Here is a 25,916-nt window from a genome sequence, read left to right on the forward strand (position 1 = left end):
AAATCCTTTTTTTACTCGTCTAAAAATCTTCGTTTATAGTTAACAAAATATCGTTTGAAAAGAAAGAGTGTAAGGATAGAAGCACAGCAATTTAATGCGAGTGTCGGCAGCAGCCGCTCGATGACAAAAGCATTGAACGACAGAATCGACGGTGTAATGACAAGCTGCACTCCGTACACATAAAATTCTAAGACCGCTACTGCTATTACAGACAGAACGATCACGACGAATGCATTCGTTTGAAGAACCTTAAACGCCTTTGACAGCAAATAGCAAAGTGCTGCGTAGCCGAACATATAGACTCCTAGAATCTGAGTGTAATTGATGTCATACAAAAGCCCGAAAATAAGACCGTATACAACGGCATGCCGCTGGTTTATATAGGCGGCCATAAATACTAAAGCCAACAGCAAAAACCGCGGCACAGCCATTTGATCTTCTGAAACAAAGGGTAATCGTACGAACTCAACATATAAACTGTCCGAAATCAGCATAAATATCATAAGAAAAGGAAGTAAAATCCGTCTCAAGAACCTTCCTCCTCTGAAGATAGATCATTTGGATCCGCTGTATCAGCCGTCCGGTCAACCACTGTGACGTTGCCTATATCATAAAAATCCGCAGCAGGCTTAACATAAGCGATCTTCGTCAGACCGTAAGAATCCGGCTGGACATCAATCACTTCGCCAATCGGCAAATTCGGAGGCATAACACCGCCTGTCCCGGAGGTTTGGACGATATCACCTTTCTTAATTTCTCTCTTTTCGTCCGGCTCAATTTCAAACATGAGAGCCTTTTTCTCCCGGTCGTATCCTCTGATCAAGCCGTGAACGACTAATTTTGCGCTGTCTTTTTCGACAACTTGGGCAGCAACAAGGTTTCTGCGGTCCGGGTCGCTTAAGAGCTGGACCGTAGATTTAAAGTTATCAACCGAGATAACCCTCCCGATTAACCCTTTAGAAGTAATCACTGCCATATTTTTTTCGACACCCTGGTTTGAGCCTTTATTAATGGATATCCGGTTGTACCACATCTCCGGATTTCGTGCGATAAGCGTGGCTGGAATCGTCGTGAAATCTGCCAGAGTCTCTTTTCGTCCAAGTTCATCTTTTAATTCTTGATTTTGAATTTTCAGCTGTTGAATTTCTGTTTCATATTGTGTCTGCTCATCCAGCTTTGAACGTAATCGTTCATTTTCCTTATACGTATTCCTGAGATCATCTATGTTCTCAAAGAAACCCGCAAAAAATTGAGCGGGCGTATGGAATATATTTTGAAATAAGCCGGTAGTATCACTTATAAATTTTTCTGGCCATGAAGAAGTCCGGTCATCCCTTAACGAATACCCAATCATTGCAACCAATATGATGACACTAAGGAGCAAAAACATTAACCGTTTATTTGAAAAAAACTGTGGCATGAATTACACCTCTTCTATTTGTTACCGGTTATCGTTTGATTTCCCTTTAAATAAATGAATGTGCTCCAAGGCTTTTCCTGTTCCAATTGCCACGCAGTCAAGCGGGTCTTCGGCAATAAGAACTGGCATATTGGTTTCATCTCCAATGACTTTATCGAGATTGCGAAGCAGAGCTCCGCCGCCAGTCAGCACAATCCCGCGATCCATAATATCCGCAGCAAGCTCAGGCGGTGTTTTTTCCAATGTATTCTTGACCGTGTCTACAATGGTCATCACTGTATCGCGTAATGCGCCAGCTATTTCTTTTGCTGTTATTTCAATCGTCTTAGGAAGGCCTGTTAATAAGTCTCGTCCTCTGATTTCCATATTGTCTACACCCTCGCCGGAATCAGCAGAGCCTATATCAATTTTTATCGCCTCAGCCGTGCGGTCACCGATCATCAGATTGTAGGTCTTTCTGATATAGTTAATAATAGCATCGTCCATTTCGTCACCGGCCACCCGGATCGATTGGCAAGTAACAATGCCTCCTAAAGAAATAATTGCTACTTCTGTCGTTCCTCCGCCGATATCAACAACCATACTTCCAGTCGGCTCCCATACTGGCAGATTCGCGCCTATCGCAGCGGCAAACGGCTCTTCAATCGGATAGGCATCTCGTGCGCCTGCTTGTCGGGTTGCATCTATTACCGCACGTTTTTCAACAGCCGTGATTCCGGATGGAATACAAACCATAACGTACGGTTTTCTTGAAAACAAGCTTTTATTTTTAACAGCTTGATTAATATAATATTTCATCATCGTGGCGGTTGTCTCATAGTCCGCGATGACCCCATCCTTCATTGGACGCAGGGCAACAACATTACCAGGCGTACGGCCGATCATATTTTTCGCATCATTTCCCACTGCTACAATTTGTTTCGTATCAGTTTGCAAAGCGACAACTGATGGCTCGCGCACCACAATTCCTCTTCCTTTTACAAATACGAGCGTATTCGCTGTACCTAGATCTATTCCAAGGTCTCTCGTACCAATTCCAAACATTTTTATGTATCTTCCTTTCTGAAGCAAAATTCCCTTTTGGGAAAGAAAACTCATAAACTACATTATATCGTAATTTGTTGAAAAAAACAGTGTCACAAATATCCTTTTTCTTTAAGACTCACATATTTTTGATCACCAATGATCAAATGATCGAGCACTTCGATGCCGATCATTTTGCCGCAGTCGCACAGCCTTTTGGTGACTTCTATATCTTCCCTGCTAGGACTGGGGTCGCCTGAAGGGTGGTTATGGGCGCAAATCAGCGATGCGGCAGAACGCTTTACCGCTTCTTTAAAAACCTCCCGCGGATGCACGATCGACGCATTTAAGCTGCCTATAAAAATGGTTTGCTTATGGATGATTTGATTTTTCGTATTGAGAAACATAACCACGAAGTGCTCTTGATTTAAAAATCGCAAATCTTCCATTAAATATTTGGCGCCATCTTCAGGAGTACGAATAACATACCGATCTTCGTATACGAGCTTGTGAACACGCCGTCCAAGCTCAAGAGCTGCCATGATGTGTACAGCCTTCGCACGCCCGATCCCGGAAATGCTTGAAAGCTCCTCAACGGATGCCTCCTTTAACAGCCTGAGCCCGTCAAAGGATTGCAGAAGACGATTTGAAAGCTGCAACACGGATTCTTTTTTCGTTCCTGTACGCAGTAGGATGGCAAGCAGCTCGTGATTGGATAAGCTCTCAGCACCAAGAGCAAGCAGACGTTCCCTTGGCTTTTCATCTTGCGGAAAGTCTCTTAGCTTCATTTGCATTTCACTCAAGTCTATGTCACTCTCCCTTTGAATTCCCTTCTCGCCAGGATGATTCAAAAGGCATGAATACCAAATTCTTTTAATGCTCTCATCGTTTTGGAAATAGGTAATCCGACTACTGAGTAATAATCTCCGATAATCGTTTTGACAAAGAGGGCTCCTCTATCCTGAATGCCATACGCGCCGGCTTTATCAAAAGGCTGACTGTCGTGGATATATGACCAAATCTCTTCTTCCTCGAGTGTCCAGAATGTCACCTTTGTTTCTTCGACAAACGAAACAGAAGCGTCTTCTGACTTAATGGCTACCCCGGTCAGAACAGAATGAGTCGCTCCTGACAGTTCTCTCAGCATGAGAGCCGCCTCTTCAGCCGTTTTTGGCTTGCCGAAGCTCTTATCCTTTAAACAAACCATCGTGTCTGCACCGATTACGACAGCCTGCGGATATTTCTCAGCTATACCTCCGGCCTTTTGCTCGGCTAACAATTGGACGTTTTCAGCATGCGAAAGGTTTCGGTTTATTTTTTCTTCCGCTTCATTTATCACGATGGAATAAGGAAGCTGAAGAAGATCTAAAATTTCCTTTCTTCGAGGCGATTGAGATGCTAGTATTAGCGGTTTCATTTTGCATTTTCCTCCCCTAAGTCTTTCTGCTCAGAAAAAAAGATACTTGTTTATCCTACCAAACTGGGCACACCAAGTACAATTGCAGAAAAATATCTTTTTCATGACAAAAGATATCAAAATGTTATTTTCTTATTTTAATAGAAAAAAAGAATATCACGGGAAAAGCGCACTAAAAAAGCCCCCTTTTATCGAAGGGAGCTTAAGAGGATAGATTCTTCAATTGGTCAAGCAATGCCTGCTGGCTTTTCCATCCAGACTCCGCTGAGGGTTGTTTTAAATATTCCAGCGATTTGAGAATTCCCTCTTTAAGGCCAGCCGATTCTTCCCCGCTGATGCTAGTAACTGCTTCCTCCAGAGCACTTATTTCATTTTCAGGTACCTGCGCTCCCGTAATTGCTGTCGCTGATAGCTCGCAAGCTTTCTTAAAGGAATCACTAATCGCAGCATCTATCGAAAACGACAGCTCTTTTCCTCCCCAAGCTTCCGTTCCGTTGTCAACTAACGTTTGGCTGAGAGCAGCTGTTAATTCTTTGTCCTCAGCGATTCCGGCAATCACAAAATACCCTTCATCCTTGGCAAGAGTAGCTGCTGCATAGCCTTCCGAAATTAACTTGTCAACAACCGAATTCGCGCCTTCTTCCGAAGAATAGAGACCTGCTTGGACGGCAAATGTGGACAGATTTCCGTCTCCTGAACTTTCAGCAGCGCTTCCGGCTTTATCCGTTTCTGTCGTTTCATCGCCTTTCGAATCATTGTTAGAAGGTTCTGTAGATGCAGATGTTGATGGAGATCCACCGTCTGTAGAGAGGCTTAAAGCAAATATCCCCAGTCCGCTTCCGATTAAAACAGCAAAAATAACCGTTGTTGTCACTCTTTTGATTGAAGAGTTAAATAGCTTGTTCTTCTTATTATGAGGACTTTTCCCGGATGCTTTCTTCTTTTGATAAGGAGATACGACCTTCGGATCATCATTTGCCTCTTCTTCTTCAGGCAAAACCCATTCAAATTCGTCTTCTTTTTTTTCATCCTTCGCAGCGGAAGTTTCCATCTCTGCTTTCCTTTTCTCTTCCCAATTCGAAAACGTTACTTGATCGTTTGCTTCTGCTTCTGCTTTTTCTTTGCTTTCTTCGCCATAAACCGTTTCCTCTTGCCCGTTAATTGTCACCTTCAGCCCTTTTTTCTTATTTCTTTTCCTCATTTGTCGTTCCCCTCGCTTTTTTTCGAAAAATAATTTCGTATCCCGATGCTGCTCCCCTATGTACAACAACAGTTCCATGCCTGTCCAGCTAGTTGTCCACACTTTATCACAACGAAAAAAAAAAAGAACAAGACTTTTTTCGCCTCGTTCAAAAAGGTTTCGTCAAATTATTTTAAGGTTCAAAAGGGTTGTCTTTTTTTGCTGGCAAAGTCGAATTCTTATATATTTCCTAGATAAAAAACTAGACCTAAGCAAAAGCAAGACTTACTAATTAACAAAAAATGAACACTCTTTCTTTACCCCATCCCAATTGATTGAAAATACCATTCAATGATTGATTCCCCCAAAAAATAACTTGTTAGCGAGCCTGCAACAATCGACGGTCCAAACGGAATGGGTTGATTCTTTTTTATTTTTCCTTTGGCCATACCAACATATCCGGCGATCACCCCAAATAGGCAGGAAAGAAAAAACGCAAGTAAAACTAACTTCAAACCTAAGACTACACCTAGCAGTCCAAAAAGCTTCACATCCCCTCCCCCCATTCCGCCACGGCTTATCACAGAAATAAAAAGAAGAAGAAAAAAGCCAATAAATCCTCCTGTTATACTCCCATACCACGGCTCAAGCGGAGATAGGATTCTTACAACAATTAGAAGAGGAAGGAAAAAAAGCAGAACCCGATTCGGGATTATCATATGCAAACCATCAGACACAATAATGATCATCAATAGTGATATAAGCAGAAGTGCTACTAAAAGCTCAAAGGACCATCCCATCAATAAACCAGCTAATGCAAATAGACAAGCAGTTAAAAGCTCGATCCATGTATAAAAAGCTGGAATGGCACTTCCGCACCTTTTACATTTTCGGCCTTGAATCAAGTAAGAGAATATAGGGATTAATTCGCTTGCGGATAACGTCTGTTTGCAGTTTGAACAAGAGGATCTAGGCTTTATGATGGAGATTTGCTTCGGGATGCGGTAACCTGCCACATTAAAAAAAGAACCAAACAAAAGGCCGTAAAAAAAGAGAAGCATTGCTAGCATACTATAACTCCCTACCTTTTCTATTAATTAGTTTTGCGGTTCAATAATACCATGTAACCAGGTCCAATTTACTAATTTGTCAAATTATTGAATTTGATTTGCAAAATTAGCATTTTGACAATGCTGTTAGATTTTAAAAAAAGAGTACGCATGAAAATGCGCACCCTTTTTCCGATCATTATTTATTCAGCATGGTACGTGCTTGTGAAATAAAATAAAGAGATCCTGTTAAAATCACCACGCTGTCTTTATCCTTTTTGCACGTTTCAATAAACTCATTAATGGAGCTTAATTGTGACCCCCAAGACTTATTTGTACTCGAGCTGGTTTGGTAAAGTTCTTTTGCGTGTTCAGCACGAGGAAATTCAAAGCTCGTAAAATGGATGCCATATGCCATTTTGTCCAATTTATCAATCATTTTTTCATAAGGTTTATCTTTTAACGCACTAAAACAAATGTACAAGTGTTTGCCTGAGAAATGATCCATTACCGTGTCAACAAGACGTTCGACACCTTCCATATTATGTGCTCCATCAATATAGACAGGTGGATCATCAGATATTTTCTCAAACCTTCCCGGCCAAACTGCCTTTCTCAAGCCGTCTCGTATTTGGCACTCATTAATAACGGCTAGTCCACTCTGATTTAATTTTTCCGCTGCAAGCACTGCAAGTGAGGCATTTTGTCGTTGGTGAGAGCCGATCAGCGAGGTTTGAAGATTTTCATAAAGCTTAGCTTGCGTTTCCAGTGAAAACTCTTCTCCCGCCGACAGTGCCTTTTCATTAAAAATCGCACACGCATCATGCAAGGAGATGTTTTCAGCGTTCATTTCCCCTGCCTTTATTCGAATGACTTCATTGGCGTTTTTTTGGTGGACTGCTGTAATGACGGGAACATTTTTCTTAATAATTCCTGCCTTTTCAGCTGCAATTTCTTCCAGCGTGCTGCCTAAAACCGCCATGTGATCATGTCCGATCGTCGTTATCAGAGTTAGTACAGGCTCGACAACATTTGTGCTGTCAAGCCTGCCGCCAAGACCTGTTTCAAAAATGACAAAATCAAGGTTTTTACAAGTGCTGAAATAGAGGAAAGCGCAAGCAGTAATGATTTCAAACTCTGTTGGCGCGCCAAGTTCCGTTTTTTCCAGCTCTTCCGTCAGCGGCTTAATTTGATTCACAAGGAAAAGCCACTCGTCGTCTGATATCGGCTGCCCGTTAATGCTGATCCGTTCATTAAAAGTAACGATATAAGGAGAGGTGAACGTCCCAACGCGATATCCCGATTCATTTAAGATCGACCGGATAAAAGCGACGGTTGATCCTTTACCATTAGTTCCGGCGATATGAATCGCTTTTATTTTCTTTTCCGGATGGTCCAATTTTTCCATAAACCATTTCATACGTTCTATTCCCGGCTTGACGCCAAACTTCAAGCGGCCATGTATCCAGCCGAGTGCTTCTTCAAATCCAGTAAACAATTGTGTTCCCCTCTTTACAAAACGGAGGTGAAAGCTTTCACCTCCTTCATATTATCCTCTTAATTCTTCAATCCGGTTTTGGACAGCCTCACGTTTGGACACGTAATCCTGTTCCTTTGCCCGTTCTTCATTTATGACTTGCTCAGGTGCTTTTTTTATAAATCCTTCGTTCGAGAGCTTTTTCTGCACACGTTCTACTTCTTTATCAAGCTTGGCAAGCTCTTTCTCCAGTCGGGCGATTTCTTCATCAATATTAATCAGCCCTTCAAGCGGGAGAATCAGCTCAGCTCCACTGATTACAGCGGTCAATGCTTTATTTATTGATTTCACCTCAGTACCGATCTCAAGAACATTAGGGTTGGTGAAGCGTTCGATATAGTGGCGATTTTTATCCAGGCGCCCGGCAATCTCATTTGATCCAGTCTTAATATACAATTCAACCTGTTTGCTCATTGGTGTATTAACCTCACTGCGAATGTTTCGAACAGAGCGGATTAATTCCACGAGAAGCTTCATATCAGCTGCCGCATCGTCAAATTGATGATCTGCCTTTGCTTTTGGCCACGCTGCTACAGTAATTGACTCACCGCTGTGAGGCAGGTGCTGCCAAATTTCTTCGGTGAGAAACGGCATAAACGGATGCAAGAGACGCATCGTTTGATCGAGAACATAGGCGAGGATTGATCTTGTCGTCTTTTTCGCTTGCTCATCATCGCCGTAAAGCGGGATTTTCGCCATTTCAATATACCAATCACAGAAATCATCCCAAATAAAATTATAAAGGTATCTTCCCACTTCTCCAAACTCGTATTTTTCGACGAGCTCAGTAACACTTTCGATCGTTTCATTCAACCTAGTTAAAATCCATTGATCGGCGACAGATTTTTCTCCTGAAAAATCAATATCCTCATACGTAAGTCCATCCATATTCATTAAGGCAAATCGTGAAGCGTTCCAAATTTTATTGGCAAAGTTCCATGTCGATTCAACCTTTTCAAAACTAAACCGAAGATCCTGTCCAGGAGATACCCCTGTAGCAAGCATATACCTGAGCGAATCCGCTCCGTATTTATCAATAACCTCCATAGGATCTACGCCATTTCCGAGTGACTTGCTCATTTTACGGCCTTGTTCATCACGGATTAACCCGTGAATCAACACGTCTTTAAATGGACGCTCACCTGTAAATTCAAGCCCTTGGAAAATCATTCGCGAAACCCAGAAGAAAATAATGTCATAGCCTGTCACAAGCACATTCGTCGGATAGAACCGTTTGAAATCTTCAGCATCTTCATCCGGCCATCCCATCGTTGAAAACGGCCAAAGAGCGGAGCTGAACCACGTATCCAGTACATCCTCATCCTGCGTCCAGTTTTCAATGTCTTTTGGAGCCTCATGATCCACGTAAATTTCGCCCGTTTCCTTGTGATACCAAGCCGGAATCCGATGTCCCCACCAAAGCTGGCGAGAAATACACCAATCGCGGATATTTTCCATCCAGTGAAGGTACGTTTTTTCAAAACGGTCAGGAACAAATTGAACCTTGTCGCTTTTTTTCTGCCAAGCAACCGATGCATCAGAAAGCGGCTTCATGCTGACAAACCATTGAGTTGACAAATATGGTTCAACAACGGCTCCGCTGCGCTCGCTGTGGCCGACGGAATGGATGTGATCTTCGATTTTAAAGAGGATGCCTTCCTCCTGCAGATCCTTTACCAACGCTTTTCTGCAAGCAAAACGGTCCATTCCGCTGTATTGTAATGCATTGTCATTCATCGTTCCATCTTCATTCATCACCAGAATCCGCTCCAGGTTATGGCGGTTTCCGATCTCAAAATCGTTCGGATCATGAGCAGGAGTGATTTTCACAGCTCCTGAACCAAATTCCATGTCTACGTAATCGTCTGCTACAATCGGTATTTCTCTGCCAGTGACCGGAAGAACAACCGTTTTGCCGATCAAGTGCTTATAGCGCTCGTCTTCAGGATGGACAGCCACCGCTGTATCTCCAAGCATCGTTTCCGGACGTGTAGTCGCAATTTCAATTGCACCTTCTCCATCCTTCAAAGGATAGCGCATATGATAAAAGGCACCCTGGACGTCTTTATAAATAACTTCGATATCTGATAATGCGGTTTTCGTCGCTGGATCCCAGTTAATAATATATTCTCCGCGGTAAATTAATCCCTTATTGTAAAGGCGGACAAACACTTCACGAACAGCCTTGCTTAAGCCATCATCCAAGGTAAAACGTTCTCTTGAATAATCAAGCCCTAGTCCAATCTTCGCCCATTGTTCACGAATAAAGCCGGCATATTCCTCTTTCCAATCCCATGATACTTCGAGAAATTTCTCGCGTCCTAAATCATAGCGGCTCTTTCCTTCTTCTCTTAGCTTCCCTTCGACCTTGGCCTGGGTTGCAATTCCGGCATGGTCCATACCTGGAAGCCAAAGCACATCATATCCCTGCATTCGTTTAATTCGAGTAATAATGTCTTGCAAGGTTACATCCCACGCATGTCCGAGATGAAGCTTTCCAGTTACGTTTGGCGGCGGGATCACAACGCTGTAAGGCTCTTTGCTTTTATCATTTTCCGCTTCAAAAAATTTGCCCTTTATCCAGTAATCATATCTGTCTTTCTCTACCGATGCAGGATCATATTTCGTAGGTAACGATTGTTCTAATTTTTCCATTGCCTTTGTCGACCTCCATGTAAATTTGTGAGACAAAAGAAAAAACTCTCTCCATCCTTGTTAAAAGGACGAAGAGAGTTCTCCCGCGGTACCACCTTTATTCATGAAAGCTTGCTAACTTGCTTTCATGCTCTTTATTCCAATAACGGGGATTTCCCGAATTTCTCTACTTGTTTTCAAGAAATTTGCTCCCGGGCGACCTTCCAAAAAAACGGTCTAAAGAATCCTTTCAGCAGCTGGATCCTCTCTCTGTTAGCGTTTGTTTTGTACTCTTCCCGTTCGTTGCTCATGTATATAGGTTTCTACGTTCTCACACTTTCTTTATATCTTATAAATATTTTTTCAATTCGTCAATCATCTTTTCCTTTTTCGGCAAAAACTATACTCTCTAAGCGGGCATGCACCTATTCCTAAGTCTTGCATATGATAGGGCAGGCCAACGGAAAAAGGAGGGCATGCTGATGAGAAAAAAATATTATAAGAATTCTTTTTCTCCCTGGATGAAGCAATTTCGAGCAATATGCGGACCGTTCATTTTGCCAATTACGATTTTTCAAGGGATACGCACCATACTTTTCCCAACCATATTCGATGTCCTTCTGTTAGGGCTTTTGATCCTTTTGGTCTGCGCTATTAAGTATGATTTGATATAAGCCTAAAAATAAATCCTCATCACGAGGATGAGGATTCTTCTTGCCTTTTTCTGTTTTCTTCATTTTCATGAATTTGTGTAACAAACGGTTCTGTATTTTTCATCTGCCAATACGACTTTATCAGCTCTGTGCATTCCATTTTTTCGTTTTGATTTTGCTCCGACTGATAACGATTAATCACTTTAAAAAGATAATGCGGATAAGCCATATAGCTTAAAAGCAAATTGACTTCTTCATCCAAGAGCGGACTGTTTCGATGGTAGGTATAATACCAATCTGCACATTCCGAGCACGTTTTCGGGTATGTCTTAAACGTTCTCGTATAAAAAAGCAGGAGATCATTAATTGGCGGAGCGAATTCCGCCTTCTCAAAATTTGTGAAATAGCCGTTGCCGACATCATTATATAAAAAATGATGCACCGAAATTTGTCCGTGTGTAAGAGCAAGCCTTGTCGTTTCTTTTTCTTTTATCGCCTCATACCATTGTTCCAGTCTTTCGCTGGCAAAATCAGTAGCCTGAATCGTTTCCGAAAAATAAGTGACTGCTTGAAGCTCGAAGGGAGATAAATACCATTCCCGTTCAGCACGATCAACAAATTTTTCATAGACAAGCTTCTGTTCTTCCCACTTTTTTTTCGTATCCTCATAATGCTTTTCAACATCAGTGCGGTTGATTTTTATTTCTTTCATAGTCCGCTTATGCATAAGCGCAGTCTCTTTAAACAAATGCACGTGCTTTTGGTCCCGCTCTTCTTTTTTATCATTGTGAAGCCAGGGCATCAGGTAGTAAAAGCTGTCCTGCCCTGCTAAAAATTGGCCTGAATGGGTTCTGTACACAGGCACAAAGGATCGGTAGCCGAGTTTTTCAAGCTGGATCATTTGGTCAGTAAACCTGCTGTTTCGGTTTGCCGATAGCTGTTTTAACGCGAATGCCCCGTGGTTGGTGTAAACCTTATACACTTTATCGCTGACAGATTCTGCATATTCTAATTGGAGTCCGTACTCATTTAATATCGACCGTATTTCATCCATGCCATCACCGTTTTAGTTGTCATTAATGGGACAAGGAAGATTTATAATCGGGTATGAATAAAATCTGCCCTTCTGTTACTTCATCTTCCGGTGACAACGAATTTACCCTTATTAAATTTTGAACGTTCAATTCATATCTTTCGCAAATTAAATCAATGGTATCTTCCTGTTGGACAATATACATTTTCAATTTGGAAAATTCCTCTTCCTCCTGCCTTGTGAAAAGCTTTGTTAAATACAAGGAATTGTCATTTTCGCGAACTTGTTCAGAATCCTCATGTTCATATTCGCGAACAAGCTCAGGCTGCTGCTTCTCTTTCTCAAATTCCGGCGATTGAAACGTAAATTCAGGATAGGTCTGTTCTACTATTTCTTCCCGTTCTTCCTCAAGAGCAGCATTCTCCTGTTTCACTTCGATTTCAAAAGTGCTTTCATCTTCTTCCTCATCCTCTTCCTTTAGCAGGTTCGGCTCGGAAAAATAAGGCTTTTCACCGGATTCTAATTCAGACGGGAAAGCACGGTAAGATAATGTTAATTCCTCCGCTTCTTCTGTTTCATCTGACTGTTCCTTTTCTAATTCATTAGGTGCAGCTGCGCTTGTTTCCTGAATGTCGCTGGTGATTGCTTCTGTTTCATTAGATTCTTCCTCAGCTGTTTCTTCAAGAGTATGAAATTCGTTCCTGGCTGAAGCTTCAAATTCTTCACTTTCTATTTCTTCATGAACAGCTTCGCTTCCCTCATCAAGCAGGCCTTCGATTGCCAAATCTGCTTGAATGGTCAGCACATTTGAATGATCCAACCGATAATCAAACGCATCGATAAAGACAAAAATGTCATTTAAATGACCAACCCTATAAGCAGGAATCGTAATATCAACAGGAAATTTGTGCTCCAGATCAGCAATGCCATCTTCACGGATTTCTATGGATTGGATCATCCGATCTGTTGCTTCCGGCACATGCTCTTCCTTTTCCTCATTAAGATGATATTCACCTGTTAACTCAAGATATCCCCTTAACGACACATAATCATTCACTTCCTGCACCAGAATGTCAGGTTCTATAGAAATCGATATCAATTCACCGACTTCATGTCCTTTTTCAAAGCTCACGGTTTCTTCTACTGAAAATTGCAAACGATTATTTTGCGGCAAGACCATATCCTCCTCTCATCCAACTCGAAATTTAGGATGTCACTTCAAATTTATGAATGGACTAATGAGAATATGAGGAACAGGTGAGAAAAATTCGCCCGGACTTGTATTTATGTATTCCTATGAAATTACTGAAAGAAACTTGAGGCGAAAAATGGTCTGAAAGAAGATGAGCGACCGCATTTCCTGCTGCAAGGACGACAATTGGCAGCACCAGAATCGATATTGGTAACCACCTCATGCCGCTAACCCCGTATTCTGTTTGTTTTTCAAAAATCCTATAATTTTCAAAATTGTCGTATGGCTACTCTCAAACCTATTCCTGGACATCAATTGATCTCCCTCAATCCTTTTCAAAATCCTCTCCCCTTTGATCATATTATTAGAATATTAGAGACTAGCATAGACAAAAATCTTATAATTCTGAAAACTATTAAGATTAAACCCCGTCATTTCTAACAGCTTGCCTTCATCTTAGCTGTGCCTTAGGGTTTTGTGCAATTATTCATGTTATCTGTTTAATTATTCCTGTATTCTGTGCAATTATTGATTCAATCTGTTTAATTATTCCGACGTTCTGTTCAATTATTTGAGTTACTGTTCAATTAACCTATTGAATTGTGCAATTCAGCATGAAAGATTTTTATGAAGTATTTTTTCATGAATTCTTGAAAAAACGAATTGTATTTTTCTATGTTTTTTGTCATTTCCCGTAAAGTAACTGAAGAACTGCAGGATAACACTTAAAAGTTGTGAATGGATAAAAGGAACATGAGAAACAGCGGTGAAAATTACTCTTAGATTTATAATAATTCATTCAATAAAAAAATTCCAAAAAGAAATTGTGAATTTATGTTAAAAGTAATGCAAGTGTGAGAGAAGACAATGAATAACTTTTTACAGTTCATCATAGCGTTTCTTTGCTATTCAAGAATTTTTCTTTCATGTCTTTGATCGTCGCACATAAATAGAGTTTGGCGGGTTACACCAAACTCTTTTAAAAATATGTTGGTTAAATATCCTTATAAACGACAGCTGTTCCAGAAGCAATACACATCATCATACCGTTTTGAACAGTTTCAAAATCAAGATCGACACCAATGACAGCATTAGCGCCGAGTTTGCTTGCCTTGTCTTCCATTTCGCGAAGTGCAATTTCACGTCCTTCTGCCAGCTTACTTTCATATGTACCGCTGCGTCCGCCAATAATATCGGTGATTCCAGCTAAGAAATCTCTTACCACGTTTGCACCCATAATCGCTTCGCCGCTTACGATACCCACATAACGTTCAATTTCTTTTCCTTGTAATTGGGATGTAGTCGATATAATCATGAAAATAACTCCTCCTCTTTTTGTGATAGTTTATTTACGATTCTATCACTCTTAAGTTTCAGTTATTATTTCAATTTTTTTGCACACAGAAATATCTAGGCTTCTCTTTCCGCAAAAAAACCTCCAAAGCACAAACTGCTTTGGAGGCTTTCCTTAGCTCTTGATTTTTCTAAATACACGTTCAACTGCACGAATCGTCAGTTCAATGTGTTCTTCTGTATGGGCAGTAGACAGAAACAATCCTTCAAATTGGGAAGGGGGCAGAAAGATGCCTTCGTCTGCCATGCCGCGATAATATTCAGCAAACAGCTTGAGATCAGACGATTTTGCGGTTTCGTAATTCACCACAGGTTCATTCGTGAAGAAGAAGCCGATCATGCTTCCTGCTCGATTGAATGTGTAAGGAATATCGTTTTCTTTTGCCGCTCGTGAGATCCCTTCTTCCAATTGGTCGGCTTTTCTGGCAAAGCCATTGTACGATTCGGGTGTCAGCTGCTTTAATGTTTCCAGCCCTGCCGTCATGGCAAGAGGGTTCCCGGATAAGGTTCCAGCCTGATAGATTGGACCGCTTGGCGCGATCTGCTCCATGATTTCAGCCTTTCCGCCGTATGCACCGACCGGAAGACCTCCGCCAATTACTTTCCCGAGACATGTTAAATCAGGCGTAACGCCGAAATAGCCTTGGGCACAATTGTAGTCAACACGAAAGCCTGTCATGACCTCGTCAAAAATGAGCAGAGATCCGTATTCTTCCGTGATCTTTCGCAAGCCTTCTAAAAATCCTTCCTGCGGCGGTACGACTCCCATATTGCCGGCAACCGGCTCAACGATGACTGCGGCAATATCTTCACCATACTCATTAAAAGCAAGCTTAGTCGATTCCAGATCATTGTACGGCACCGTAATTGTATTTTTAGCGATACCTTCGGGAACCCCCGGGCTGTCCGGCAATCCGAGAGTTGCCACGCCGGATCCTGCTTTAATGAGCAGTGAATCTCCGTGGCCGTGATAGCAGCCTTCAAATTTGATGATCTTATTTCGGCCCGTATACCCTCTGGCCAGCCTTAAGGCGCTTAGTGTTGCTTCTGTTCCTGAATTAACCATACGGACAATATCGATCGAAGGGACTCTTTCAATTACCAGCTTTGCTAATTCATTTTCTAATTCTGTCGGCGAACCGAAACTCGTTCCTTTTTCAGCTGCCTTCTTGAGGCTTTCCACGACTTGTTTGTTGCTGTGACCAAGAATTAACGGTCCCCAGGACAAGACATAGTCAATGTATTCATTTCCGTCAATATCATAGATTCTGGAGCCCTCGCCCCGCTCCATAAAAATCGGATCCATATTGACGGATTTAAAGGCGCGTACAGGGCTGTTTACGCCTCCCGGCATGTATTCCAACGCTTCTTTAAATGCTTGTCTTGAGCGTTCGTAGCTTCTCATGTAAGTATCTGCTCCTTTCTGATCGTTAATTTGACAGCCATTTGGCAGCATCTTTTGAGTGATAAGTAATGATAATATCCGCTCCGGCACGCTTCATCCCTGTCAGCATCTCAAGCACAAGCGACTTTTCATCAATCCAGCCGTTCGCAGCCGCCGCTTTAATCATGCTGTATTCTCCGCTCACATTGTAGGCAACGACAGGCAATGAAAAATGATTTTTTACATCACGGATAATATCCGAATATGCCATTGCAGGTTTAACGATGAGGAAATCTGCTCCCTCTTCCACATCTGATTCGGCTTCCCGCAATGCTTCTAGTCGATTGGCAGGATCCATTTGATACGTCTTCCTGTCGCCAAATTGAGGTGTACTGTGTGCCGCATCACGGAATGGACCGTAGAATGAACTCGCATACTTGACCGCATAAGACATGATCGGTACATGTACAAAGCCCGCTTCATCCAATGCCTCCCGAATCACAGCTACAAAGCCGTCCATCATATTGGAAGGTGCGATAATATCTGCTCCAGCACGTGCTTGGCTTACCGCCGTTTTTCCTAGAAGAGCAAGCGATTCATCGTTTAATATCTGCCCGTTTTCGATAATTCCGCAATGTCCATGATCCGTATATTGGCAAAGACACGTGTCTGCGACGATAGAGACTTCCGGATAAGCTTCCTTGATTAAAGATATCGCCTGCTGGGTAATCCCCTCTTCGTTATAGGCTTCACTGCCTACATGATCCTTATAATCGGGAACGCCGAAAACGATAACTGAACGTATACCTGCTTCGACAACCTCGTCCATTTCAGCCTTAATTCGATCCAAAGAAAAGTGAAAAACACCGGGCATAGAGGAAACCTCTTCTTTTCTTCCCTCACCTTCCACCGCAAACAGTGGATAGATAAAATCAGATGGTTGAAGCGTTGCTTCTCTCACTAACCTTCTTACTCCGGCGCTTGAACGTAATCTTCTATGTCTTTTAAATGGTTGTGTCATTTTTTACTCCCTCTCTTTCGCTAACTCGCACATTTTTGCGAGCATTCCTTCAATCGTATGCTTGGAAGGAACGACAGATTGTAAGCCATATTCTTGCAAGGCAGACTGTGTCACCGGACCGATGCTCACAATACTCGTCTCTCGTAAATAAGACAGGTCTTCATCTTTTACTGCCTGCATAAAGGTATGTACGGAAGAAGAACTGGTAAACGTAATAAAATCTAAACGCTTCGAAGTGATTGCCGTCCGAAGCAATCCGATGCCTTCTTCGTTAGGCCGAGTCTTATAAAGAACCCACTCAGTGATTTCGCACCCAAGTGGCGATAGTTCTTTTTTTATTGTATCTCTTGAGAGATTGCCCTTAAGAACTGCAATACGATCGTGCGGCTTTACATGCGGGGCTAAGGACGCCGCGAGATTCTCAGCCACAAAAATTTCAGGAATAACATCTACTGAAAAACCGTGTTTCTGTAAAAAACGAGCCGTTTTCTCTCCTACAGCGGCAACCTTCCAGGACGAGGGCTTACTAAGCTCTTTTGTGTAGGATATGAAATATTTCACTCCATTTACGCTTGTAAACACAAGCCAGTCTGCATCTGTAATCTGACTTCTGAACCTGACCGTGTCTTTTTCCGAAAGAGCACAGGCGAAAGTAAGCAAAGGAACGGATATTCCTTCTCCGCCTAATTCTCTAATCTTAGTTAAAAAGGATTGAGCCTGCTCTTTATTGCGGGTGATTAATATTTTCTTATTGAAAAGCGGCCCTTTCCGATCGTTCATTGAGAGTCAAGCTCCTCTTTCACCTTGTCAATCAATTCACCCGCACCCTTTTTAAGCATAATTTCAGCACATTCCATACCGACAGCCTCAGGATGTAAGCCCGTAGTTTGTTCAACATAGCGGATTTTCCCATCGGGTGAACCTACGAATCCTGTAAGTTCAATCATTCCTTTTTCATCCATTGTAGCATATCCCGCAATCGGTATTTGGCATCCGCCTTGCATTTTTTCAAGGAAGGTCCGTTCCGCTCTGACCGTTTGGCTTGTGTACTCATCGTTTAGTTTTGCAAGCTGTTCCTTCAACTCTGTATCATCTTCACGGCACTCGATGGATAGAGCGCCTTGCCCAACTGCCGGAAGACAAATCTCTTTATCCAAGTACTCCGATACGATCTCATCAGTCCAGCCCATTCTTAAAAGTCCGGCAGCAGCTAATAGAATCGCATCGTATTCATCTGTTTCAAGCTTCTTCAGCCGTGTGTCGATATTCCCTCTTATCCACTTGATCTCAAGGTCGGGCCTAGCTTTAAGGATTTGGGCGCTCCTTCGTAAACTGCTCGTTCCAATCACACTTCCGGGCTTTAGATCTTCTAACGTTTGATGATTTTTGCTAATGAGCACATCACGATAATCTTCCCGTTTTGGAATGGAACCAATCACAAGTCCATCCGGAAGCGAAGATGGCATATCCTTCATGCTGTGGACAGCCATATCAATCGTTCCCGTTAATAAGGCATTCTCAATTTCTTTGACAAAAAGACCTTTGCCGCCGACTTTGGACAACGTTACGTCCAATATACGGTCTCCTTTTGTCACGATCTCTTTTATATCAAATTGAAACGGCGAGCCCGCTTCCTCCAGCTGTTTTATCACCCATTTTGTCTGGGTCATAGCTAGCTTGCTGCGTCTTGATCCAACAATTATTTTCCTCATAAATTCCTCCGTTTTTTTGGAGTCCGCTTAACTGAACCAATGGAATTGGGATAAGCTTCCCAACAAAAAATAGTTGATCATCAGCACGAGAAATGACGCGGCATTCCAAAGTGCAACAACCTTTCCTCGAAGCTCTTTCACCAGCCGGATATACAAATAGTAGCTGTACAAAAGCAGCATAACCAAAGAACCGAGAACCTTAGGGTCAAACCAATACAGGGTCTCAAGGGATACATACGCCCAAATGACGCCTAAAATCAGGCTCAGAAGCAGCACCGGAACTCCAATAATGTTCATCACATAGGACATATGGTCAAGCTTCGTTAAATCTTCAATCCTGCGCAGCCTCTTACCCCATTTTTTCTTTTTTAACAAATTGTATTGAATGAGATACAGAAGCGAAAAGGCGAAAGATAACGAAAACGCACCATAGGATAGAATTGCCATCGTAATGTGAATAAACAGCAGCTCGGATGCCAGCTGTCCGGAAACAGCCGCAGATTGCTGTTCAGATGGCGTAAACGTATGCAGAGCCATCATGGAAAACCCGATCACATTCGTAAAAAATACGATGAATTCTATTTTCAGCAATTGAGTAAGCAAAAGGGAAAGCGTTACGAGCACCCACGCATAAAAATACAAACCTTCAGATATATTTAAAATCGGAAATCTGCCTGTTTCCATCATGACCCAGGCCAAATAAAACACTTGAAGAACCCAGACAATGGCAAGCAACCAGAAAGCTGCTTTTTTAGCCTTCCGGTTGTTTTGCAGAAAATCTATAAAATATAAAAGAACGCATAATGCATAAATAATAATCGTGACTTCATTAAATCTAGCCATACTCCCCACGACTATCATATCCATCTACTCGCTTACGATCGCAGATGCATAGCCGGGATTTTGTTTTGCTTTCGCCAGTTTTTGTTCTTCCGTTTTTACGAGGGAAGCTTCTTCGATATTAAAGATTTCCTTGAACAGCTGTAATTGTTTTTCCGAATCCGGATCTGCCGCAAGCTCCTTCGCTTTTAAAATCGGATCTCGAAGCATTTGATTAATGATGCTCTTCGTATGCTTGCTTAATAGCTTTCTTTCTCTTTCCGTCAGATGAGGCAGCTTTCGCTCAATGCTTCTCATTGTATCTGCCTGAATGGCCAAAGCCTTATCTCGCAGAGCAGAAATGACAGGAACCACACCTAACGTGTTCAGCCAATGGTTAAACTCAACGATTGCTTCCTCAATAAATATTTCAACCTGCTCTGCTGCCGCTTGGCGTTCCTTTACATTGGCAGCCACAATGCCCTCTAAATCATCTATATCATATAGAAAAACACTATCAAGCTCTGCGATCGCCGGGTCAAGATCTCTCGGAACTGCAATATCCACCATAAAGAGCGGGCTGCCTTTCCGCTTTTGATTTACTTGCTGCATCACATCTTTTTTTAAGACGTAATCGCTTGATCCGGTTGAGCTGATTAAAATATCTGCTTCAATCAAGGTCTGTTCGATTGATTCCAATCTTCTTGCCTCTCCGGAGAAGCGGGAAGCTAGTTCCTCCGCTTTCGAAAACGTTCGGTTGATGACCGTAACTTTCCTAATCCCCTGGCCATGAAGATTTTTTACTGCAAGCTCACCCATCTTTCCGGCTCCGAGAATGACCACATGCTTCGCAGACAGATCGCCAAAGATTTTTCTAGCAAGCTCAACAGCAGCATAGCCGATAGAAACAGCATTGGCACCAATCTCGGTTTCAGCGTGTGACTTTTTAGCCAGTGTGACCGCCTGTTTAAATAAGAAATTGAATACCGTTCCTATAGATTTGACCTCTTGTGCCATTTTAAAACTCGTTCGCACTTGTCCTAATATTTGTGTTTCGCCAATAATCATTGAATCGAGACCGCATGATACACGGAACAAATGTTCAACGGCACTTTCGTTCTCATAAAATCTAAAATAAGGAACGATTTCTTCTTTATCAAGTTGAAACCAATCCGCGAGAAACTTCTTTATATAATAACGCCCGGTGTGCAGTTGATCCACCACGGCATAAATTTCCGTACGGTTGCATGTCGATACGACGATATTTTCCAGGATGCTTTTCTCATCTTTAAGATGCAGCATCGCTTCGCTTAATTCCGCCGGCAAAAAGCTGAGCTTTTCGCGAATTTCAACCGGGGCAGTTTTATGATTAATTCCTGCTACAAGTATATGCATTGCTTGCACCCCCTTAAAGCACATTCCTAAATTATAATTATTATAACATAGATATAGTTATAACAAATAAAGAAATGTGAACAGTTTATTAACGATACCAGATAACATATTCTTTATTTTTATTAATCAATCTTTGTTTTATTCCTTTTATTATACAAGCCTAAGAAACCGAAAGAAAGACTCTATCGGTTTCCAATTGCTATTCCTGATGAATCATATGATGAATTGCTGACCAGGCTTCTTCTTTTCCTTTCTTTGTTTCTGAAGAAAAAAGAATCAGTGGATCACCTGTCTCCATCTCCAGCGACTCTTTGACTACCTTGGCATGCTTATCCCATTTTCCTTTAGGGATCTTATCCGCCTTCGTTGCAATGACAATAACCGGCAAACCATAGTGTTTGAGAAAATCATACATCATGATGTCATCGTTTGAAGGCGGGTGCCTTAGATCTACAATTTGGACAACAGCTTTCAGTTCCGCGCGGTTTGTCAAATAGGTTTCGATCATCCGGCCCCACGCTTCTCTTTCTGTTTTTGACACTTTCGCAAAGCCATAGCCGGGCACATCGACAAAATGAAGAATATCGTTGATGATATAAAAGTTTAGAGTTTGTGTTTTACCTGGCTTGGATGAGGTTCTCGCCAGGTTTTTTCGATTGATCAGCGTGTTGATAAAAGATGATTTGCCGACATTGGATCTGCCGGCAAGTGCAATCTCCGGAAGCCCTGCATCCGGATATTGCTCAGGTTTTACCGCGCTGATCACAATTTCTGATTTAGTTACTTTCATTTTTCTCTCCCGTTAATGCATTTTCCAAGACTTCATCGAGATGAGATACCAGGACAAAGGTCAATCCTTTTCGTACGCTTTCAGGGATGTCCTCAATATCTTTTTCATTATCCTTTGGCAAAATGATTGTTTTCAGACCGGCACGGTGGGCACCTAGTGCTTTTTCTTTGACTCCCCCAATTGGAAGTACCCGGCCTCTCAACGTAATTTCGCCTGTCATGCCTACTTCGCGTTTTACCGGCTGGCCTGTTAATGCCGATACGAGAGCCGTTGCCATCGTGATACCTGCTGAAGGACCGTCCTTAGGGACAGCTCCTTCAGGCACGTGGATATGGATGTCGTTCTTTTCATGAAAATCAGGACTAATATTTAATTCATTCGCTTTTGAGCGGACATAGCTGAATGCAGCCTGTGCTGACTCTCTCATGACATCTCCAAGCTTTCCGGTAAGAATCAGCTTGCCTTTTCCAGGCGACAGAGATACTTCAATTGAGAGTGTATCCCCGCCTACTGTTGTATAAGCTAATCCAGTTACGACCCCGATTTGATCCTTAAGCTCCGCCTGTCCGTATCTGAAGATTCTTTTTCCAAGATAGTCTTCTAAATTATTTTCAGAAACAGTGATTCGCTTTCTTTCCCCTGATACGATTCGTTTTGCTGCCTTTCTGCAAATGGCCGCAAGCTGGCGTTCAAGACCGCGGACCCCTGCTTCCCTGGTATAGTATCGGATAATATCCAGAATCGTTTGCTCTTTCAGTATCAGATTGCTTTTTTTCAATCCGTGCTCCTTGATCTGCTTAGGAAGCAAATGATCCTTCACAATCTCTACTTTTTCAACCTCTGTATAACCGGCGATTGTAATAATTTCCATCCGGTCTCTCAAAGGGCCAGGAATGGTCGCAAGATTATTGGCTGTTGCAATAAATAGAACCTTGGATAAATCATACGTTTCCTCAATATAATGATCGCTGAACGAATTGTTTTGCTCAGGATCCAGCACCTCCAGCATGGCTGAAGAAGGGTCTCCTCTAAAATCGGAAGACATTTTATCTATTTCATCCAGCAAAAAGACCGGATTGATCGTGCCTGCTTTTTTCATGCCCTGAATGATTCGGCCGGGCATGGCTCCAACATAAGTCCTCCGGTGTCCGCGAATTTCTGACTCATCTCGTACTCCGCCTAAAGAAATTCGAACGAACGTCCGGTCTAACGATTTGGCAATTGATTTGGCAAGTGACGTTTTTCCGACTCCCGGAGGGCCGGCTAAGCATAATATAGGGCCTTTTAAGGAATTTGTCAGCTTTTGCACGGCCAAATATTCAAGGACACGCTCTTTTACCTTCTCGAGCCCGTGGTGCTCTTCATCTAATATTTTGCTTGCCAGGTTCAAGTCCAAGCGATCCTCGGTTTCATTCGTCCATGGCAAAGTGGTAAGCCATTCCACATAATTACGGATGACAGAGCTTTCCGCAGAGCTGGAAGGCACTTTTTCATAACGGTTCAGCTCTTTGTACGCCGTTTCTTTAATATTTTCAGGCATACCGGCTTGTTCAATCCGTTCAGCCAATGTTTGGATTTCTCCGGTTTTCCCTTCCTTATCACCAAGCTCCTTTTGGATGGCTTTCATCTGTTCACGAAGATAATATTCCTTTTGGGTACGCTCCATGGATCGTTTGACACGCTGGCCGATTTTTTTCTCGATCTCAAGCACTTCTTTTTCGTTATTAATCAGTTCGATGACTCGATTCAGCCTATCTTTCACGTCCACTGTTTCAAGCACCTCTTGCTTGTCTTTCAGCTTAAGTGGAAGATGGGAAGCTACAATATCAGCCATTCTTCCAGGTTCTTCAATATCGGTAACAGTGGCATAGGTTTCAGCCGAGATTTTCTTGGAAACCTTTATGTATTGATTGAAGTGATCAAGCAGCGTACGCATCAAGGCTTCATCTTCATGATCTTTTTCTTCGTCTTCAGTGATCATTTTGATGTCAACAGAAGTAAATTCCTCGAGACTTTCATACGTTTTAATTTCAGCCCGCTGAATTCCTTCAACGAGTACCCGGATGGTGCCATTCGGGAGCTTCAGCATCTGTTTGATTTTTGTATAAGTGCCGACTTTAAAAATTTCGTCTTCACTCGGTTCATCTATCGATATATCCCGTTGAGTCGCTAAAAAAATGATATGATCCTTTATCATTGCTTGTTCGAGAGCTTGAATAGACTTTTCACGCCCTACGTCAAGATGTAGCACCATAGTCGGATAAACCAACAAGCCTCTTAACGGGAGGAGCGGAATATTCCGAATTGTATCTTTTGCCATGTGACTGACACCTCCGTTATTTTAGTATGAATCATTATAATACCCTTTTTTCTCTTTATGCAATCTTATTGACTCGTAATTGCACTAGTCTTACCGTAGTATACCCTTTCTTTCTGCAATGAAAAAGAAAAAGATACTAAAAGCAGGCAAAAATCCTCATTTTCATGAGGATTAAACCGATTCTTTATTCATTTGATTGTTTTGAATTTGCTGCTCTGACGGAGGATTAACTAAAGCGATGTCAAGAACCTCTTCCAACGTTTTTACCGGAAGAATCGTAATCCCGTCAATTTGTTTTATAAGAGCTTGTTGATTTTCCATTGGAATAATCACTTTTTTTGCTCCCGCATCTTTGGCTGCTTTTATTTTCGGTAATACTCCGCCGATCGGCTTGACTTGCGAATGAAGTCCGATCTCCCCGGTCATGGCTACTGTATGGTCGATAGGAATATTATGAATCGCAGAAAATATACCAGTTGCGATGGCAATTCCCGCCGAAGGACCATCAACTGGAACTCCCCCCGGAAAATTGACATGAATGTCGTATTTGGAAGGGTTAATCCCCATGGAGCGCAAGACAGTTAACACATTTTCGATCGAACCTTTTGCCATGCTTTTTCTGCGAATCGATTTCGTCTGATTTCCTATGCTTTCCTCCTCAACCACTCCGGTCACATTCACAGTTCCTTTTTCTAAAGCCGGGTTGACTGTGACCTCTATCTCCAATAGTGAACCGCTGTTTGGCCCGTGCACCGCCAAACCATTGACGACTCCTACCTTTGGCCCGTCCATGATTTTGGATTCATGTTTTGGCGTGAGCTGGCTGGAATGAACAACCCATTCAATGTCTTCTACTGTGATGTTCGACCTGTTCTCAGTCAAGGCGTTTCCGGCAGCGATTTGGACCATATTAACAACTTCACGGCCGTTTCTTGTATACTTCGTCAAAAGATTATAGCCTTCTTCTGTAATTTCTTTATCGATTTTGGCAGCCGCTTTAATTGCAATTTTTTTCAGTTCATCTTTTTCCAAATCTCTGAAAAAGACTTCAAGGCATCTGGAGCGAATTGCCGGCGGGATTTCGTGGGGCATTCTTGTCGTTGCCCCGATTAAACGAAAATCTGCAGGAAGTCCGTTTTTAAAAATATCATGGATATGCGTCGGGATTTGTGTATTTTCTTCATTATAATAGGCGCTTTCTAAAAATACCTTTCTATCTTCGAGGACCTTGAGCAATTTATTCATTTGAATTGGATGCAGCTCTCCAATTTCATCAATGAATAGAACACCTCCGTGAGCTTGGGTAACCGCTCCTTGCTTCGGCTGAGGAATTCCGGCCTGTCCCATTGCTCCTGCCCCTTGATAGATGGGATCATGAACCGATCCGATAAGAGGATCCGCAATGCCGCGTTCATCAAACCTGGCAGTCGTAGCATCCAATTCGACAAAAACAGCATCCTGCTTGAACGGGGAACTGGTTTGTTTTTTGGCTTCTTCGAGTACGAGCCGTGCAGCAGCAGTTTTCCCTACACCTGGAGGTCCGTAAACGATGACATGCTGGGGGTTTGGCCCGCATATCGCTGCTTTTAATGCTTTTATTCCATCTTCCTGCCCTACAATATCTGCAAAGCTTTGCGGGCGGACTTTTTCTGATAGTGGTTCTGACAATGTAATAGCTCTCATCTTTCGCAACTGTTCCATTTCTTTTTTGGATTCTTTGTCGATTGAAACTTTTTGGGTACGCTGATTTCTTAACAAATTCCAAAAATAAAGTCCTATCACAATGCCAAAGAACAGTTGTATAAAAAGTGCGATTCCAGTCCAGCTCAACTACGGTCCCTCCTGATTATGTATTTTCATGTCTGCAGCTAGTATTTCCTATCGGCTGAAGGAATAAACGTATCTGCCAGGAGGTTTTTTCCGTTAGCTAGCGAGCAAAAACGTGCGCACTAAAAAAGCCCGCCGAGAGAACTCGGAAGGCCTT

The 25,916-nt window shown here is 42.3% G+C and carries 22 protein-coding genes and 1 other annotated feature; of the genes, 1 reads left to right on the forward strand and 21 read right to left on the reverse strand.

The annotated features are described in order from the left end of the window. Window positions 1-11: 11 nt before the first annotated feature. The 9 genes from mreD to AM592_RS09780 all read right to left on the reverse strand — a co-directional run bounded on the left by mreD (window position 12) and on the right by AM592_RS09780 (window position 10,281). Window positions 12-530 carry a rod shape-determining protein MreD gene (gene mreD, locus AM592_RS09735; RefSeq protein WP_053603623.1) on the reverse strand — a complete coding sequence of 173 codons (519 nt, stop codon included), beginning with the start codon at window positions 528-530 and terminating at the stop codon, window positions 12-14. Then, window positions 527-1,420 carry a rod shape-determining protein MreC gene (gene mreC / locus AM592_RS09740; RefSeq protein WP_053603624.1) on the reverse strand — a complete coding sequence of 298 codons (894 nt, stop codon included), beginning with the start codon at window positions 1,418-1,420 and terminating at the stop codon, window positions 527-529. The genes mreD and mreC overlap by 4 nt, the downstream gene beginning before the upstream one ends. A 21-nt stretch (window positions 1,421-1,441) precedes the next feature. Continuing rightward, a complete protein-coding gene (locus tag AM592_RS09745; RefSeq protein WP_053603625.1) occupies window positions 1,442-2,464 on the reverse strand; it encodes a rod shape-determining protein in 1,023 nt (340 codons plus the stop codon). 92 nt (window positions 2,465-2,556) lie between these two features. After that, window positions 2,557-3,231 carry a RadC family protein gene (radC, locus tag AM592_RS09750; RefSeq protein ID WP_245213029.1) on the reverse strand — a complete coding sequence of 225 codons (675 nt, stop codon included), beginning with the start codon at window positions 3,229-3,231 and terminating at the stop codon, window positions 2,557-2,559. Between the two features lie 59 nt (window positions 3,232-3,290). Next, a complete protein-coding gene (locus AM592_RS09755; protein WP_053603626.1) occupies window positions 3,291-3,860 on the reverse strand; it encodes a Maf family protein in 570 nt (189 codons plus the stop codon). A 202-nt stretch (window positions 3,861-4,062) separates the two neighbouring features. Beyond that, window positions 4,063-5,061, reverse strand: a complete 999-nt coding sequence (locus tag AM592_RS09765) for an SPOR domain-containing protein (RefSeq protein WP_225970351.1) — start codon at window positions 5,059-5,061, stop codon at window positions 4,063-4,065. A gap of 296 nt (window positions 5,062-5,357) precedes the next feature. Then, window positions 5,358-6,110, reverse strand: a complete 753-nt coding sequence (locus tag AM592_RS09770) for a prepilin peptidase (protein ID WP_053603629.1) — start codon at window positions 6,108-6,110, stop codon at window positions 5,358-5,360. Between the two features lie 178 nt (window positions 6,111-6,288). Next, the gene (locus AM592_RS09775; protein WP_053603630.1) at window positions 6,289-7,587 is read right to left on the reverse strand and encodes a bifunctional folylpolyglutamate synthase/dihydrofolate synthase; all 1,299 of its coding nucleotides are present in this window, start codon (window positions 7,585-7,587) and stop codon (window positions 6,289-6,291) included. 51 nt (window positions 7,588-7,638) lie between these two features. Next, entirely contained in the window at window positions 7,639-10,281 is a 2,643-nt protein-coding gene (locus AM592_RS09780) for a valine--tRNA ligase (protein WP_053603631.1), read from the reverse strand. A 61-nt stretch (window positions 10,282-10,342) separates the two neighbouring features. Beyond that, window positions 10,343-10,573: a binding site (T-box leader), on the reverse strand. 169 nt (window positions 10,574-10,742) lie between these two features. Here AM592_RS09780 and AM592_RS09785 point away from each other — a divergent pair. Continuing rightward, complete coding sequence (locus AM592_RS09785) at window positions 10,743-10,934, forward strand: hypothetical protein (protein WP_053603632.1); 192 nt, start codon at window positions 10,743-10,745, stop codon at window positions 10,932-10,934. Between the two features lie 19 nt (window positions 10,935-10,953). On the opposite strand, the gene ysxE is transcribed toward AM592_RS09785, so the two are convergent. The 12 genes from ysxE to lonB form a co-directional block, all read right to left on the reverse strand. Next, window positions 10,954-11,967: a spore coat protein YsxE gene (ysxE, locus tag AM592_RS09790; protein ID WP_053603633.1), complete on the reverse strand. Its 1,014-nt coding sequence runs from the start codon at window positions 11,965-11,967 to the stop codon at window positions 10,954-10,956. Window positions 11,968-11,989: 22 nt separating this feature from the next. Then, window positions 11,990-13,120: a stage VI sporulation protein D gene (gene spoVID / locus AM592_RS09795; RefSeq protein ID WP_053603634.1), complete on the reverse strand. Its 1,131-nt coding sequence runs from the start codon at window positions 13,118-13,120 to the stop codon at window positions 11,990-11,992. 1,012 nt (window positions 13,121-14,132) lie between these two features. Beyond that, on the reverse strand, window positions 14,133-14,453 hold the full coding sequence (locus AM592_RS09800; RefSeq protein WP_053603635.1) for a YbjQ family protein: 321 nt from the start codon (window positions 14,451-14,453) through the stop codon (window positions 14,133-14,135). 153 nt (window positions 14,454-14,606) lie between these two features. Next, a complete protein-coding gene (gene hemL, locus AM592_RS09805; RefSeq protein ID WP_053603636.1) occupies window positions 14,607-15,896 on the reverse strand; it encodes a glutamate-1-semialdehyde 2,1-aminomutase in 1,290 nt (429 codons plus the stop codon). A gap of 25 nt (window positions 15,897-15,921) precedes the next feature. After that, complete coding sequence (gene hemB / locus AM592_RS09810) at window positions 15,922-16,896, reverse strand: porphobilinogen synthase (protein WP_053603637.1); 975 nt, start codon at window positions 16,894-16,896, stop codon at window positions 15,922-15,924. 3 nt (window positions 16,897-16,899) lie between these two features. After that, entirely contained in the window at window positions 16,900-17,676 is a 777-nt protein-coding gene (locus AM592_RS09815) for a uroporphyrinogen-III synthase (protein WP_053603638.1), read from the reverse strand. Beyond that, window positions 17,673-18,608 (reverse strand): hydroxymethylbilane synthase, encoded by a 936-nt coding sequence (hemC, locus tag AM592_RS09820; RefSeq protein WP_053603639.1) that lies wholly within the window; start codon window positions 18,606-18,608, stop codon window positions 17,673-17,675. The genes AM592_RS09815 and hemC overlap by 4 nt, the downstream gene beginning before the upstream one ends. A gap of 27 nt (window positions 18,609-18,635) precedes the next feature. Then, on the reverse strand, window positions 18,636-19,469 hold the full coding sequence (locus tag AM592_RS09825; protein ID WP_245213007.1) for a cytochrome C assembly family protein: 834 nt from the start codon (window positions 19,467-19,469) through the stop codon (window positions 18,636-18,638). A 6-nt stretch (window positions 19,470-19,475) separates the two neighbouring features. After that, on the reverse strand, window positions 19,476-20,822 hold the full coding sequence (gene hemA, locus AM592_RS09830) for a glutamyl-tRNA reductase (RefSeq protein WP_053603641.1): 1,347 nt from the start codon (window positions 20,820-20,822) through the stop codon (window positions 19,476-19,478). Between the two features lie 199 nt (window positions 20,823-21,021). Continuing rightward, the gene (gene yihA, locus AM592_RS09835) at window positions 21,022-21,612 is read right to left on the reverse strand and encodes a ribosome biogenesis GTP-binding protein YihA/YsxC (RefSeq protein WP_053603642.1); all 591 of its coding nucleotides are present in this window, start codon (window positions 21,610-21,612) and stop codon (window positions 21,022-21,024) included. Then, on the reverse strand, window positions 21,599-23,932 hold the full coding sequence (gene lon, locus AM592_RS09840; protein WP_053603643.1) for an endopeptidase La: 2,334 nt from the start codon (window positions 23,930-23,932) through the stop codon (window positions 21,599-21,601). The genes yihA and lon overlap by 14 nt, the downstream gene beginning before the upstream one ends. 171 nt (window positions 23,933-24,103) lie before the next feature. Further along, a complete protein-coding gene (gene lonB, locus AM592_RS09845) occupies window positions 24,104-25,762 on the reverse strand; it encodes an ATP-dependent protease LonB (RefSeq protein ID WP_053603644.1) in 1,659 nt (552 codons plus the stop codon). Window positions 25,763-25,916: the final 154 nt, after the last annotated feature.

It is taken from the genome of Bacillus gobiensis (genome assembly GCF_001278705.1).
Taxonomy (GTDB): domain Bacteria; phylum Bacillota; class Bacilli; order Bacillales; family Bacillaceae; genus Bacillus; species Bacillus gobiensis.

Excerpts from the sequence above, each read along its gene's own strand:
- mreC (WP_053603624.1), bottom strand. The coding sequence starts at position 1,420 with ATGCCACAGTTTTTTTCAAATAAACGGTTAATGTTTTTGCTCCTTAGT.
- AM592_RS09745 (WP_053603625.1), bottom strand. The coding sequence starts at position 2,464 with ATGTTTGGAATTGGTACGAGAGACCTTGGAATAGATCTAGGTACAGCG.
- radC (WP_245213029.1), bottom strand. The coding sequence starts at position 3,231 with ATGAAGCTAAGAGACTTTCCGCAAGATGAAAAGCCAAGGGAACGTCTG.
- AM592_RS09755 (WP_053603626.1), bottom strand. The coding sequence starts at position 3,860 with ATGAAACCGCTAATACTAGCATCTCAATCGCCTCGAAGAAAGGAAATT.
- AM592_RS09765 (WP_225970351.1), bottom strand. The coding sequence starts at position 5,061 with ATGAGGAAAAGAAATAAGAAAAAAGGGCTGAAGGTGACAATTAACGGG.
- AM592_RS09770 (WP_053603629.1), bottom strand. The coding sequence starts at position 6,110 with ATGCTAGCAATGCTTCTCTTTTTTTACGGCCTTTTGTTTGGTTCTTTT.
- AM592_RS09780 (WP_053603631.1), bottom strand. The coding sequence starts at position 10,281 with ATGGAAAAATTAGAACAATCGTTACCTACGAAATATGATCCTGCATCG.
- AM592_RS09785 (WP_053603632.1), top strand. The coding sequence starts at position 10,743 with ATGAGAAAAAAATATTATAAGAATTCTTTTTCTCCCTGGATGAAGCAA.
- ysxE (WP_053603633.1), bottom strand. The coding sequence starts at position 11,967 with ATGGATGAAATACGGTCGATATTAAATGAGTACGGACTCCAATTAGAA.
- AM592_RS09800 (WP_053603635.1), bottom strand. The coding sequence starts at position 14,453 with ATGATTATATCGACTACATCCCAATTACAAGGAAAAGAAATTGAACGT.
- hemL (WP_053603636.1), bottom strand. The coding sequence starts at position 15,896 with ATGAGAAGCTACGAACGCTCAAGACAAGCATTTAAAGAAGCGTTGGAA.
- hemB (WP_053603637.1), bottom strand. The coding sequence starts at position 16,896 with ATGACACAACCATTTAAAAGACATAGAAGATTACGTTCAAGCGCCGGA.
- AM592_RS09815 (WP_053603638.1), bottom strand. The coding sequence starts at position 17,676 with ATGAACGATCGGAAAGGGCCGCTTTTCAATAAGAAAATATTAATCACC.
- hemC (WP_053603639.1), bottom strand. The coding sequence starts at position 18,608 with ATGAGGAAAATAATTGTTGGATCAAGACGCAGCAAGCTAGCTATGACC.
- AM592_RS09825 (WP_245213007.1), bottom strand. The coding sequence starts at position 19,469 with ATGATAGTCGTGGGGAGTATGGCTAGATTTAATGAAGTCACGATTATT.
- hemA (WP_053603641.1), bottom strand. The coding sequence starts at position 20,822 with ATGCATATACTTGTAGCAGGAATTAATCATAAAACTGCCCCGGTTGAA.
- yihA (WP_053603642.1), bottom strand. The coding sequence starts at position 21,612 with ATGAAAGTAACTAAATCAGAAATTGTGATCAGCGCGGTAAAACCTGAG.
- lon (WP_053603643.1), bottom strand. The coding sequence starts at position 23,932 with ATGGCAAAAGATACAATTCGGAATATTCCGCTCCTCCCGTTAAGAGGC.